Origin of the sequence: Halosimplex salinum, assembly GCF_003730195.1 — an archaeon.
GTDB classification, from domain to species: Archaea; Halobacteriota; Halobacteria; order Halobacteriales; family Haloarculaceae; genus Halosimplex; species Halosimplex salinum.
On the sequence record NZ_QWGG01000005.1, the window covers coordinates 171974 to 186724 of the forward strand.

The window sequence follows — 14751 nt, forward strand, 5'->3', positions numbered from 1 at the left end:
ACCACAGAAAGACTATCCGTACCGTCGTCATAGCCGAGCACATGACTACCGAGGACGAACAGGCCCAGGCCGGGACCGTCGAGGGTCAGGGCCCCGTCGAGATCGACGAGGAGATGGCCCGCCACCTGGCCAACAAGCGCGAGGAGTTGTTCGAGAAGTTCGAGATCCGCGACGAGTTCCCCGAGGAAGTGATGGCCGAGGCCGAGGCCCGGACCGAGGGCGTCCAGCAGGAGATCGCCGACGAGATCGACGAGCGCCGCGACCTGCGGGACATGACGACGTGGACGACCGACCCCATCGACGCGCAGGACTTCGACGACGCCATCTCGGTCGAAAAGCGCGACGACGAGTACGTCCTCTGGGTCCACATCGCCGACGTGACCCACTACGTCAATCCAGAGACGGCGATGTGGGAGGAGGCCGTCGAGCGGGGCAACACCGTCTATCTCCCGGACTACACGATCCACATGCTCCCGCCGATCCTGGCGGAGACGGTGTGTTCGCTGGTCCCCAACGAGGACCGACTGGCCCACACCGTCGAGATGCACCTCGACCCGGAGACGCTGTCCTACGAGACCATCGACATCTACAAGTCCGTCATCGAGTCGGACGCGCGGCTCACCTACTCCGAGTGCGAGGAGATCCTCGACGACCCCGAGAGCGCCGACGACCTGCTCGAAGACACGGACGTCGACCTGGCGGAGAAGACGGAACTCGTCTGGGAACTCGCAGACCAGATGCACGAACAGCGCAAGGAGGACGGGTCGCTCGTCCTGAACCCCGCCCGCGACCGCGCGCACACCATCATCGAGGAGTGCATGCTCAAGGCGAACAAGGCCGTCACGCACGAACTCATGTGGGACCGGGGCGTCGAGGCGATGTACCGCGTCCACCCCCAGCCCTCGCCGGACGAGTGGGACAAGGCGCTGCGCGAGATCCAGGACCTCGGCGGCGTCTCGATCCCGGGCGACAAGTGGGACGACCCGCGCAAGGCCGTCAACGCGACGCTCGAACAGGCGCCCGGTCGACAGCTCTCGAAGATCCAGCGGGCCGTGATGTTCGTCATGCCCCGCGCCAAGTACATGAGCGACCCCTTCGGCGGCCACCACGCCCTGAACTTCGAGATCTACGGGCACTTCACCTCGCCCATCCGCCGCCTCTCGGACCTGATCAACCACTGGATCGTCGCCACCAACGACGTGCCGGAAGAGCTCGCGGCGCTCTGCAAGCACGCCTCGGACCAGCAGAAAGACGCCGAGCAGTGCGAACGGGAGTACAAGCAGTTCCTCGAAGAGGTCGGCCTCGACGCCCACGCCGTCAACAACCGCGGTATCGAGGTCGTCGACGAGGACGATGAGGAAGCGGACGCGGATGAGGCAGACGCGGACGAGGAGGAAGCGGACGCGGAAGAGGCGGACACGGACGGGGAGGAACCGGACGCGGACACAGCCGAACGCGAATAGCCGCGTCGCCCGACGGGATCGCAGCCTCTATTCTCGCTCACGCCGTCTCGATCGACGAGCGACTCGCTTCGACGCGTTCTCCCCGTGCTCGTATTTCCGTATTCGATGCGAATAATATAGAAATAATCGATAGCCCGTCACAGGGTGTTCGCCGTGTGTTTGGAGAAGTGAATCAGCATAACATTTTAGTGGAATTCTGCCGTACTCACGAACGAGAGGTGAAGGACAGATGGCCACCAGCGACAGGGCTCGACGCACTCTGGGGCACAGTACTGCCGACCGCCGTCTCTCCCGGTACGACCTCCTGTTACTGGTGATACCCGCGGCGTTCCTGTTCGCGCTCGTGGGGTCGACCGTGTCGTCGTTCCCGCTGTCGGCGTTCATGGCGGCCGCGTCGGTCGTCGGCGCGCTCGCCGTCGCCGACGGACTGTTCGTCAACCCGCCCGAACCAGGGCGCGGTCGGTAGGCAGTGCCGATTCTCCGAGGCATCGTTCGCACGACCGGTCCGTCCGGCAGTTGCTTCGTACGCTTCGATCGGCCGGTAGGGTGTGTGTTCGCCGGACGCACCGGGGAGACCACACTAGTTTGGGGGGCTGTTTATTAAATATCTCCCGAACACACCTACACGGACGGCCGGCCGGCGTCGTGGCCAGCGACGGTCCCCGCGACGGGCGGCGCGCGGCCAGCACACACCGGCGGCCCAGTACCAAACAATGCCAGGGAGCGACCAAATCGACACGAGCAAGCAGATACACCGGCGGACCGGGCGAACGTTCTACGTCGCGACGAAACTCCTGCCCGAGCGGGTTCGGGAGGCGACGTACGTCCTCTACGCGTTCTTCCGGATCGCCGACGAGGTCGTCGACCGGCGGGACGACCCCGACCCGGACGCACAGCGACGGCGCCTCGAGGCCATGCGAGCGATCGCGCTGGGCGAATCGACCGACGGGGCCGACCTCTCGGCCGACGAGCGAGCGGTCCTGACCGCGTTCCGGTCGCTGGCCGAGCAGAAGGGCATCGGCGACAGCGAGGTCGAGGTGTTCGTCGACGCCATGATACAGGACATCGAGACCGCCCGCTACGAAGTCTACGATGACCTCGAAGCGTACATGCGCGGCTCGTCGGTCGCGGTCGCGAACATGATGATGGCCGCGATGGAGATGCCAGCGGACGACCGCGAACAGGCACAGCCCCACGCGGCGGCCCTCGCCGAGGCGTTCCAGCTCACCAACTTCCTGCGGGACGTGCGCGAGGACATCCGCGACTACGGCCGCGTCTACGTGCCACGGGAGACCCTGGAGCGCTACGGCGTCACCGAGTCGGACCTGGCCGAGGCGAACGTCACGGACGGGTTCGTCTCGGCGATGCGCCACGAACTCCAGCGCACCGAGCGGCTCTACCGCGAGGGCGTCGCGGGCATCCGTCTGCTCCCCGCGGACTGTCAGTTCGGCGTCCTGCTGGCGGCGGTGTTCTACGCCGAGCACCATCGACTGATCCGCGCCCGGGACTACGACGTGCTCACGGAGACCCCGGAACTGGGCCGCCTCCGCCGGGGCTACTTGCTCGTCCGCACGTGGATCCACTGGCGGCGCCATCGCGACCCCGAGGCGACGTTCTACGCGGTCAGCGCCGTCTCCCGCGGTGGCGAGGGCGAAGGCGTCGAAACCGACGGCGTGACGGGCCACGCCGCGTAAACTGACCACCTGGCACTGTCCGGCGATGGTACCGCCGGGGGCCGCTGTTCTCGGCGCGCAGACGTTGTCACTCCCTGTTTTCGAGTCCGCTGCGAAAAATCGCGAGTCGCGACGTTATCGGCCGCGGTTCTCGTTGCTGGAGAGGCTCGGGCGCGTGCGCTCGGAGCCCTTGCCGCGCTTGTTGAGGCCGCGGTTGCGGCGACCGGCGCTGGTGAGGCCGCGGAGCGCGCGGTCGGTGTGCTGGGACTCGCAGATCCAGCCGAGGTCGTCGTCGTTCTGGATCGCGGGGTGCTCGGGGTCGACGAGGATCACTTCGAACCACTTCTGGCTCCCGTCCTGCCCGACCGGGTAGGAGTTGAGCACGCGGAGGTTCGGGTAGACGCGGGTGGTGCGCTCCTCGGCGACGCGCTGGAGGTTCTTCCGGCGGGTGATCCGGGTCACGCCCTGGCGCTTGGAGCGCCGACCGGCCGTGAATCGCTGCTTGCGAGCGCCGCCCTTGCGGATGCTCGCGCGGACCACGACGACGCCCTGCTTGGCCTTGTAGCCCAGCGAGCGCGCGCGGTCGAGGCGGGTGGGTCGCTCGATACGCTCGAGCGCGCCCTCGTCGCGCCAGTCCTGTTTTCGTTGCCACTGCAGTTCCGCCAGCTTGCCGTCGTCCGGGTCCTTCCAGGCGTCCCGGATGTAGGTGTAGAAGCTTTTTGCCATGGGTGTTCACCGCCGGGCGTTGCGTGGTTCAAGCGCGAGGCCCGCAGGGCCTCGTTCGAGGCGCGCGGGTGGTTCGACACTCACATCCCGACCTGCACAGGCAGGTGCCCGCTGGTGCCCGACCGTCCAGCGAGTTACGCCGATATTCCCGGGTCGCACTCATAAGCGATCCGAACTCGACTCGCCCGATCTGACAGGTGTTCGACCAAATATTATATTACGTCGATATTTAATTGCCTAAGACACGATGGAGGAGGACGAACTCCTGGGTGGACTCGAAGACGCGGGGTTGACGACGTACCAGTCCGAGGCGTACCTGACGCTGCTCGACATGGGGGTGTCGCCAGCGGTGGACGTGGCTCGGAACTGCTCGATCCCGGTGCCGCGCATATACGACGTCCTGAACGAACTGGAGCAGATGGGGTACGTGGAGACGCTCGACAGGGAGACGCTCCACGCGAGAGCACGCGAACCGGCCGAGTTCGTCCAGGACCTCCACGAGCGCAGCGACCGCATCTCGGCGGTCGCGGACGAGATCGAGGACCGCTGGGAGGCGTCGCCGCTGGGGGACAGTAAGATGAACGTAACCAAGCGCGTGGAGACGGTCCTCGACCACGCCGAGGACCTCATCCGCGAGGCGGAGTCGTCCGTCGACCTCGCGCTGACGGACGAGCAACTGGTCGCCTACGAGAGCGCGCTGGACGAGGCGATGGACGACGGCGTCGTCGTCCGCGCATCGGTCGTCCCGGCCGAAGGGATCGACCTCGCCGAGCACCCGGTCAGTGACGTGGTCACCGAGATACGCGAGCGTCCGATCCCGGGGCCGTTCTGCGCGCTCGTCGACCGGACGAAGGCGTGTCTGGCGCCGACGACGCGCATGTCGGACCCGTACGGCGTCGTCATCGACGACGACATCATGCCCTTCATCTTCCGGTGGTACTTCCAGACGTGTCTCTGGGCGGTGTGGGACACCGTCTCGTGCAACAGAGGGGGGTCGCCCGTGTACGTCTCGCTCGAGGAGTTCATCAGGGACATCTACCCGCTCTGGCGCGACGACGCCGTCGTCTCGGTGACCGTCAGGGGGACCGAGACCGAGTCCGGGACGGACCGGGAGGTCTCCGGCGTCCTCGTCGACGTCCAGTACTCCGCGGCGTCGGTGACGTCGAACCAGACGCCGTCGCTCGTCGACCTCTCCGGGCAGGCGGCGATCACGCTCTGGACCCCAGAGGGACGGTGTTCGGTCGGGAGCTGGGGCGCGCTCCTCGAGGACATCGAGGCCTGCCGCGTCACGGTCGACGCGATCGAGTGGCTCGACTGACGCCACCCGGCGACGACCACCGAGAACCCCGGGCGGCTCCGTCACACTCGATGCGATCTAGTGTCACCAGAGAATATAGATTTTCCATGTAAATTACTTGTATTAACTCTCGTTTAAACGAACACGGGCTCCAGATCTCGGGAGACTCTCCCTTTCTCACTGTCAGATCTTCGCAACCCCGATCCGTTCACATCCCTTACTTGTTGGAAATATTACCATGACTTACCAGATTTATTAAGTACTGTCAGCTGTTTCGAAAAACGAATATTTAGCCTCTCTAGTGCAATAATTGGGCACTTTAGGGATGGCGTGAAATCATTACCTATCGAGCTAGAAAAATTTTTTATACCGGTCTTACGTTGTTGGTTCTACACACCACGCGGTGTGTATCGGAGGACGACATGGCAAATAACGAGCAACCCCCTGATGGGGGAAGAGAGGCATCGCTATCCGACGAATCGAGCGCGGACGGCGGGGGACCGTCCAGACGAAACTTCCTGAAAGGCAGCGCAGCGGCCGGCGCCATCGCTCTCGGCGTCGGGGCAGGGGCCATCGGGAGCGCGTCGGCGGGGATCCCGACACCCCGGCTCCACCGCGACGGCAACCTGATCAAGGACCCCGACGGCAACACGGTCACGCTCCGCGGGGTCAACATCGCGGACCCGAAGCGGCTCAACCTCACCGCGTCGGCGCGTGGGAAAGACGCCGTCCAGACGATCGACATGCTCACCGACGCGAGCAACGGCTGGTACCCGCGGACGATCCGCGTCCCGGTACAGCCCGTCGACATCGGCGAGTACGAGCCCGGTTCCGGCCCGCCGGTACCGGCGTTCGACGAGGACCAGCTGCGGAGCTACCTCACGAACCACCTCGACGAGGTGGTCCAGCGGTGCGCCGAGCGCGGCGTCTACTGTATCATCGACTATCACCGCCACCGCGACGTCATGTGGGCCGAGGGCCAGAACGGTCCGGTCAACACGGAGCTCCAGGACGAGGTCGACATGTTCTGGGACGTCGTCGCGCCGCGGTACGCGGAGGACTCGCACGTCCTCTACGAGGTGTACAACGAGCCGACCGAGCCCGGCATGTGGGAGGACCCCACCACCACGCAGTGGGTCGCCGACATCTGGGACCTGTGGCTGGAGATGGCCCAGCCGTGGGTCGACACCATCCGCGGCCACGCCGACAACCTCATCCTGATGGGCTCGCCCAGCTGGTCGCAGAGCCCGGAGGGCGCCCTCGTCGAGGAGTTCGACGGCGAGGACATCGCCTACACGTACCACATCTACCCCGGTCACAACTCCAGCCGGGCCCAGGACTGGGAGGACGCCTCGAACAACGGCGAGGGCGTCGCCGGCGTCTACGAGCAGGCGCCCCTGTTCGTCACGGAGTTCGGCTGGGAGGAGGGCGGCGGCCAGTACATCGGCGGCACCGACGAGTTCGGGACCGCCTTCCTCGACTTCCTCGAGAAGAGCGAGGCGATCCACTGGACCGCCTGGTGTGCCGACCCGGTCTGGCGCCCGGTGATGTTCGACCGGCCGTTCGCCGAGAACGTGAACGACTCCATCGGCGACCCGTACAACGGCACGATCCCCGAGACCTGTGAGGACCTGCCGTGTGAGTGGTCGCTCACCACCGGCAGCGGCGGGATGGGCGACGACGTCAAGGACGCCCTCGAACAGTACCGCAACGACGGGATCCCCGGCGACGGGACGGTGCGTCCGCCGACGGACGAACCCACCGACGAACCGACGGACGAACCGACCGACGAGCCAACCGACGAACCGACGGACGAACCCACCGACGAGCCGACGGACGAACCGACCGACGAGCCGACAGACGAACCGACGGACGAGCCGACCGACGAACCGCCGGCGGACGCGATGGTCGTCGACGACTACGACGGCGACCCGGGCTGGTCGTCCCACCGGAACGATCTGGGTCAGTGGTGCGGGGCCGGCTCGTTCGAGAACGGCGGCGGCGAGGAACAGGGCGGCACGCTCGTCCTCGAGTACGACAACGGCGGCTGGTTCCAGGAGCAGATCAACGAGGACGTCTCCGACTACTCGACGCTGGTGTTCACCATCAGCGGCGCGAACGGTGGCGAGGAGGACGAGGTGCTGTTCGACATGGGCGGTGTCCGTACCATGCTCTCGAACGTCACCGACGACTCCATCGGCACGAGCACGTCCGAAGTGCGCGTCGACATGGAGGCGGCCGGGATCGACCGGTCGTCGCCGTCCGTGCGCTTCAACTTCTGGCAAGGGGGAGCCAGCACGCTCGAACTCGAGCAGATCCACCTCGAATAGCGACGCAACTACCCACACCCTACCACATCAATGTCAAAGAAAGACACACACGGTACCGAACAGTCGACGAACGATTCGACGGGCGATAGCGGCTTCTCGCGACGGAGCGTCCTGAAGGCGACGGGCGCGGCGGCGGTCACGGCCGGCTTCGCCAACAGCATCATGGGGTCGGTGGCGGCAGAGGGGATCGACACCCCGTGGCTCCACCGCGACGGCAACCTCGTCCGCGACCCGAGCGGTAACAAGGTGATCCTCCGCGGTGTCAACATCGCGGACCCGGCCCGTCTCGCGCGGAGCTGGCGCAGCAAGGACGCCATGGGCGTCTTCGAGAAGACGATCAACACCGACGAGTCGAACGACGGCGGCTGGCACAGCCGGATCGTCCGCATTCCGACCCAGCCCCAGGACATCGCGGACGCGGGCTCGGGAAGCGTCGGCAGCATGCCCCACGGCGACGACTGGGGCCCGCTCCTGCCGGGGCAGTTCGACGAGTCGGACATGGAGACGTACTTCACCACGTACGTCGACCCGCTGATCGACGCGGCCGAGGAGCACGGGCTGTACGTGATGCTCGACTACCATCGCCACTTCCCGATCTTCCACCAGCCCCAGAACGAAGCCGACATCGGCGAGTACCAGTGTGGCAACGAGTCGTTCGAGGACGACCTGGGCTTCTGTGGCGAGCGCGGTGTCCTCTGGAACAGCGAGGACCAGGCCTCCGAACTGGACGGGTACACCGAGGAGTACGCGGCGGAACTCGACCAGGAGCTCCACGACTACTGGAACTTCGTCGCGCCCCGCTACAGCGACCGTTCGCACGTCATCTACGACGTGTACAACGAGCCGACCGGCCCCTACGCCGGCGACTGGGGGACGCCCACCCGTGAGCCCAACGCCGGAGAGGACGCCGGGCAGGACACCGACGTGACCGCACAGGAGGCCAAGCGCTACTGGGACATGTGGCTCGACCGCGCCCAGCCGTGGATCGACACGGTCCGCGAGCACGCCGACAACCTGCTCACCATCGGGTCGCCCCGGTGGAGCCAGTACACCTACTGGGCGGCCGAGGACGAGTTCCAGGGCGACAACATCTGTTACACCGGCCACGTCTACACCCACGACGACCTGCGCCCGCTCTCCGAGTACTACGGGACGCCCGCCGAGGAGGTCCCGGTGTTCTTCAGCGAGTTCGGCTGGGCAGAGGGCGGCGGCAAGGACAACTTCAGCTTCCTCGAGGGGACGGCCGACGAGTACGCCGACGACTTCGAGAGCTTCATCGACGAGTACCCGGTCCACCCGATCTGCTGGAACTTCGACCACACCTGGGAGCCCGCGTTCTTCAAGCACGAGGAGAGCCAGGACGGCGACTGGGAGATCCACGACTACCAGGACCGTCCCGGGCAGTGGTGGCAGGGCTACCTCGAAGAGCACCGCAACGACGACCTGCCACAGGCGGACGGCTCGACCACGACGGCGCCGCCGACGACCACGACGTCGCGGCCGACCGACGAGCCGACTGACGAACCCACCGACGAACCGACGGACGAGCCGACCGACGAGCCGACGGACGAACCAACGGACGAGCCGACGGACGAACCCACCGACGAACCGCCGGCGGACGCGATGGTGGTGAACGACTACGACGGCGACCCGGCGTGGTCGTCCCACCGGAACGACCTCGGGCAGTGGTGCGGGGCCGGTTCCTTCGAGAACGGCGGCGGCGAGGTCCAGAACGGTGCACTGGTTCTGGAGTACGACAACGGCGGCTGGTTCCAGGAGCAGATCAACCAGGACGTCTCCGACTACTCGACGCTGGTGTTCACCATCAGCGGCGCCAACGGGGGCGAGGAGGACGAGGTGCTGTTCGACATGGGCGGTGTCCGTACCATGCTCTCGAACGTCACCGACGACTCCATCGGCACGAGCACGTCCGAAGTGCGCGTCGACATGGAGGCGGCCGGGATCGACCGGTCGTCGCCGTCCGTGCGCTTCAACTTCTGGCAGGGCGGCTCCAGCACGCTCGAACTCGAGCAGATCCACCTGGAGTAGGCGACACGAGCGACACCACCCGTCCACCCGGGCGACCCGGCCACACCGCTGGACCCCTTCGACCGGGGTCCCCGGCCGCTGAACCGAACGGACTGTCCCACACATCGAGTCACACGAACCATGTCACACGACGAGCGGACGGACGACCGCGACGGAACGGGCAGTGACCGTGCGTTCGACGCGCCCTCGCGGCGGGAGGACGCGGATCTCGCCGCCGTCCCCGCCGGTGGGGGCCCGGCAGGCGAACTGTCGACTGCCGTCCCCGCGCCGACGGGGTTGACGGTCGAGAGCGTGACCGAGGTCACGGTCACGGTCTCGTGGTCGACGGCCCGCGTCGCCTCCGACGCTCGCGTCGACCACTACGCCGTCTCGGTCGACGGGCGGACGCGGGCGGCAGCCGACCGGGGGAGGAACCGCGCCGCGGTCGCCAATCTGGCGCCCGGCACGACCTACACCATCGGCGTCGCGGCGGTCGACGCCGCAGGCAACGAGTCCCGGCCGGCGACGACCGAGGTGACGACCGATCCCGTCGCAGTCCGGGAGACCGGCGCCGAGTAATCCGCAGCGCGTCCCGCTCCCGTTCACCGGCTGTCGGGCGACACCGGGGGTAACTGACGCCCGACGGGCGACGTGAACGAGGGGCGCGAACAGGGGGAACGGACCGCACGCAACAGCGAACCAACGACGGAGCACACACGGATGACATCACACGACGCGAACGGACGGACCGACGAATCGAACGAACAGAGAGCCGACGCGACCACGGGCGGCGACGGGTCCAGCCAGCGCGGCACGTCTAGACGGAGCGTCCTCAAGGCCGGCGCGGCGCTGGGTGCGGGCGGCCTCGCGCTCGGCCTGGGCAACCGGGCCACGGCGGCGAAGGTCGAGGAGATCTGCAACTCCGACTACGGCACCATCGAGGTGGCCGACGGGTTCTCGCTGATCGACAACCGCTGGGGCAACGACGCCGCCGACCAGTGCATCTGGCTGAACGAGGACGGCAGCTACGGCTACGACTTCGACGCCTCCGGGACCGACGGCGGGATCAACTACCCGGAGCTGCTCGTCGGTACCAAACCCTGGGGCTCGGACAGCGGCGTCGCCGAGTTCCCGATCCAGCGGCGGGACGTCGACGAGCTGGTGATCGACGTCGAGGCGGACTACGAGGAGTCCGGCGGCGAGTGGGACTGGGCCGAGGAGTGGTGGCTGATGGAGCAGCCGCCGAGCCAGGAGACCGGGACCCACCAGTACGAGATCATGTTGCTGCTCGACTGGAACGACCAGCACAGCCACGGACAGCTGGTGGAGGAGTCGATCTGGACCGACCAGTACGGCAACACCGTCGACCTCTGGGCGCGATACGACGGCGGCGGGACGGACGCGACGTTCTTCATCTTCCGCATCCAGGGCGGTCACGACGGCGGCAAGATCGACCTGTCGGAGATCGTCGACTACCTCACCGACGAACGCGGCGTCCGTGAGGACCTCTGGCTCTCCGGGATCGAACTCGGCAACGAGTACTGGGCCGGCTCGTCGGGCGAGACCACGTACAACACGTTCGACGTGACGATCAACGGCACGACGTACTCGAGCGGCAGCGACGGCGGCGGTAATCAGACGCCGACGCCGACCGACACGCCGACTAACACGCCGACCGACACGCCCACCGATACGCCGACCGATACGCCGACGGACACGCCCACCGACACGCCCGACGACGGAGACGAGGGGAGTCCCGGCGATTCGATGGTGGTCAACGACTACGACGGCGACCCGGCGTGGTCCTCCCACCGGAACGACCTCGGGCAGTGGTGCGGGGCCGGCTCCTTCGAGAACGGCGGCGGCGAAGTGCAGGACGGTGCGCTCGTCCTCGAGTACGACAACGGCGGCTGGTTCCAGGAGCAGATCAACCGGGACGTGAGCGACTACTCCGACCTCGTCTTCAGCGTCAGCGGCGCGAACGGCGGCGAGGAGGACGAGGTGCAGGTCAGTATGGGCGGGACGACGGCGATGCTGGCCGATCTGACGAGCGACTCGGTCGAGACGAGCACGTCGGACGTGCGTATCGACATGGAGGCGGCCGGGATCGACCGGTCGTCGCCGTCGGTGCGGCTGAACTTCTGGCAGGGCGGCAGTAGCACGCTCGAGATCGACGAGATTCGGCTCGAATAGAACCACACAGGAGGGATTCAGGTGACACACAACGACTCGACGTCGACGGACGGAACGGGCGAAAGACAGCCGGAATCCGGTCGCGGGACCGGCGGCACGACCAGACGGACGGCGCTGAAGACCATCGGCGCGGCGGCGGCGGGGACCCTCGTCAGCGGACGGGCGAGCGCGGGCGTCCCGACGCCGCGACTCCACACCGACGGCAAGTGGATCCGCGACCCGCAGGGCAACGAGGTCCAGCTCCGCGGGATGGCGACGGCCGACCCCGCCTTCTACCGGCGGACCCATCCCAAGTCCTTCGAGGAGGTGCTCCGGCGGGCGACCGACGAGTCCGAGGGCTGGCACCCGAACGTCGTCCGCCTGCCGTTCACGCAGGACAACGTCGACTACTACGGTATCGACACGATGATAGAGGAGTTCGTCCGACCGTCGGTCGACATCCTCGCCTCGCGGGACGTGTACGCGCTGGTGGACTTCCACCTCATCAGGCCGTACACGCAGGACGCGACGGACACCTACAACGAGGAGAACGACGACAGCCTCGCGCCCATCGACGACGTGATGACGACGTTCTGGGAGGCGGTCGCACCGGAGTTCGCCGACGACGAGCACGTCATCTTCGAGCTGTTCAACGAGCCGACCCAGCCGACGATGTACGGCGACGACGAGGGCGCCTGGCAGGCGTGGCGCGACGCGGCCCAGCCGTGGGTCGACCTCGTCCGCGAGCACGCGCCCGAGACGCCGCTCATCATCGGCTCGCCGCGGTGGACGTCGGTGACCCACATGGCGCCGGAGTACCCCTTCGACGGGGAGAACCTGATCTACGCCTCCCACATCTACCCCGACAACGGGGCGCCCTCGGAGTTCGACCAGTACTACGGCGAACCCGCGAACGACGTGCCGGTCGTCGTGACCGAGTTCGGCTGGGACCCCGAGGGCGGGCAGGTCGACAACGGGACCACCTCCGGGTGGGGCGAGCCGTTCAGCGAGTGGGCCGAGAGCTACGAGAACATGGGCTGGATCTCGTGGTGTTTCGACGACTCGTGGGCGCCGACGTTCTTCGACTCCCCGGGCGACGGCGCGGCCGAGCCGTGGACGCTGAAGACCGACGACGACCAGATGGGCGGCTACATCAAGTCGTGGCTCGACGAGCGGAAGGACGACAGCATCCCGGCCAGCACGATCGACGACTCGACGGCGCCGCCGACCCCGTCGAACCTGACAGTGACGGCGGCGACGGAGATCAGCGTCGACGTCTCGTGGGACGCCGTGACGGACGAGGGCGACGCGGGACTCTCCCACTACGCGCTCTCGGTCGACGGCGAACCGAACCAGGAGGCGCTCCCCGGGGCGACGACGGCGACGGTGTCCGACCTCGACCCGGCGACGACCTACGAGATCGCGGTCACCGCGGTGGACGACGCGGGCAACGAGTCCGACCCCGCGACGGTCGTCGCCGAGACGATCGCGACCGACGCCCAGCAGTCCGCCTACAACGGCCCGCACACGCTGCCCGGCCGGGTGCAGGCGGAGGACTTCGACGAGGGCGGCGAGGGGATCTCCTACCACGACACGACCCCCTCGAACCAGGGCGGCGCCTCGTACCGCGACACGGCCGTCGACATCGGCACGTCGGCGGAGTCGGGCTACAACGTCGGCTACATCGACACCGGCGAGTGGCTGGAGTACACCGTCCAGGTCGAGTCCGCGGGGTCGCGCACGGCCACCGTCAACGTCGCGGCCGGCGAGGGCGGCGGCGGTAGCCTCCGGATCGACGTCGACGGCGAGACGATCGCGACGCAGGACGTCTGGCAGACCGGCGGCTGGTCGAACTGGCAGGAGATCCGCGTCGGCGACGTGAGCCTGCCCGAGGGCGAACACGTCCTCCGAGTCACCGCCGAATCGGGCGCCTGGAACCTCGACTGGCTGCAGTTCGGCGAGGCGAGCGACGACGGCGACCAGCAGGCGCCGTCGGCCCCCTCGGACCTGTCGGTGTCGGGGACGACTCCCTCGTCGCTCGACCTGTCGTGGGACGCGGCCACCGACGAGGGCGGCAGCGGCCTCGACCACTACGTCGTGTACGTCGACGGGTCGCAGGACCAGACCGTGGCTACCGGCACGACGACGGCGACGGTCGCGGACCTCGCGGCCGACACCAGCTACGAGGTCGGCGTCTCGGCGGTCGACGGCGCGGGCAACGAGTCGGCGGTCGTCACCGTCACGGCACGGACCGACCAGATCGACGACGGCGACTCGATGGCGCCCGTGACGCCGTCGAACCTGTCGGTGACCGAGGCGACGACCGATTCGGTGACCGTCTCCTGGGACGCGGCCACCGACGAGGGCGGCAGCGGCCTCGACCACTACGTCGTGTACGTCGACGGATCGCAGGACCAGACGGTCGGCGCCGACACCACGTCTGCGACAGTCGACGGCCTGTCCGCCGACACGAGCTACGACGTCGCGGTCTCGGCGGTCGACGGCGCGGGCAACGAGTCGTCGGCCGCGACCGTCACGGCGACGACCGACCAGTCCGACGACGGCGACGACTCCGGCGACGGGACACCGACCGAGGCGATGGTGGTGAACGACTACGACGGCGACCCGGCGTGGTCGTCCCACCGGAACGACCTCGGTCAGTGGTGCGGGGCCGGTTCCTTCGAGAACGGCGGCGGCGAAGTCGATGGCGGCGCACTGGTTCTGGAGTACGACAACGGCGGCTGGTTCCAGGAGCAGATCAACCAGTCGGTCGAGGCGTACTCCGACCTCGTCTTCCGTGTGAGCGGTGCGAACGGGGGCGAAGAGGACGAGGTACTGTTCGACATGGGCGGCGTCCGCACCGTGCTCTCGAACGTCACCGACGACTCGGTGGGGACGAGCGTGTCGGACGTGCGCGTCGACATGGAATCGGCGGGGATCGACCGCTCTGCGGGGGACCTCTCGGTGCGGCTGAACTTCTGGCAGGGCGGTAGTAGCACACTCCGGATCGACGAGATCCAGCTCGAATAGGACGGACGACCGGACGCGAAAACGGCACACAC

9 protein-coding genes and 1 pseudogene are annotated in these 14751 nt (G+C 67.4%); 9 read left to right on the plus strand and 1 reads right to left on the minus strand.

All coding sequences use genetic code 11. The features are described from left to right. Positions 1-41: 41 nt before the first annotated feature. The 3 genes and pseudogenes from D1409_RS14895 to D1409_RS14905 form a co-directional block, all read left to right on the plus strand. Positions 42-1361: pseudogene (locus tag D1409_RS14895) on the plus strand (RNB domain-containing ribonuclease); the annotation flags it as partial. A 331-nt stretch (positions 1362-1692) separates the two neighbouring features. Continuing rightward, positions 1693-1929 carry a hypothetical protein gene (locus D1409_RS24615; RefSeq protein WP_164471709.1) on the plus strand — a complete coding sequence of 79 codons (237 nt, stop codon included), beginning with the start codon at positions 1693-1695 and terminating at the stop codon, positions 1927-1929. A gap of 247 nt (positions 1930-2176) precedes the next feature. Next, positions 2177-3157 (plus strand): phytoene/squalene synthase family protein, encoded by a 981-nt coding sequence (locus tag D1409_RS14905; RefSeq protein WP_123537785.1) that lies wholly within the window; start codon positions 2177-2179, stop codon positions 3155-3157. Between the two features lie 114 nt (positions 3158-3271). On the opposite strand, the gene D1409_RS14910 is transcribed toward D1409_RS14905, so the two are convergent. Next, entirely contained in the window at positions 3272-3862 is a 591-nt protein-coding gene (locus D1409_RS14910) for a 50S ribosomal protein L15e (RefSeq protein WP_123537786.1), read from the minus strand. A 247-nt stretch (positions 3863-4109) separates the two neighbouring features. On the opposite strand from D1409_RS14910, the gene D1409_RS14915 reads away from it, so the two are divergent. The 6 genes from D1409_RS14915 (at position 4110) to D1409_RS14940 (ending at position 14719) form a co-directional block, all read left to right on the plus strand. Next, positions 4110-5180, plus strand: a complete 1071-nt coding sequence (locus D1409_RS14915) for a TrmB family transcriptional regulator (RefSeq protein ID WP_123537787.1) — start codon at positions 4110-4112, stop codon at positions 5178-5180. Between the two features lie 401 nt (positions 5181-5581). After that, entirely contained in the window at positions 5582-7489 is a 1908-nt protein-coding gene (locus D1409_RS14920) for a cellulase family glycosylhydrolase (RefSeq protein WP_123537788.1), read from the plus strand. A 30-nt stretch (positions 7490-7519) separates the two neighbouring features. Continuing rightward, complete coding sequence (locus D1409_RS14925) at positions 7520-9538, plus strand: cellulase family glycosylhydrolase (RefSeq protein WP_123537789.1); 2019 nt, start codon at positions 7520-7522, stop codon at positions 9536-9538. A gap of 120 nt (positions 9539-9658) precedes the next feature. Then, on the plus strand, positions 9659-10096 hold the full coding sequence (locus D1409_RS14930; protein WP_123537790.1) for a fibronectin type III domain-containing protein: 438 nt from the start codon (positions 9659-9661) through the stop codon (positions 10094-10096). 141 nt (positions 10097-10237) lie between these two features. Continuing rightward, positions 10238-11710 carry a GH12 family glycosyl hydrolase domain-containing protein gene (locus tag D1409_RS14935; RefSeq protein WP_123537876.1) on the plus strand — a complete coding sequence of 491 codons (1473 nt, stop codon included), beginning with the start codon at positions 10238-10240 and terminating at the stop codon, positions 11708-11710. Between the two features lie 21 nt (positions 11711-11731). After that, a complete protein-coding gene (locus D1409_RS14940; protein ID WP_235853569.1) occupies positions 11732-14719 on the plus strand; it encodes a fibronectin type III domain-containing protein in 2988 nt (995 codons plus the stop codon). Positions 14720-14751: the final 32 nt, after the last annotated feature.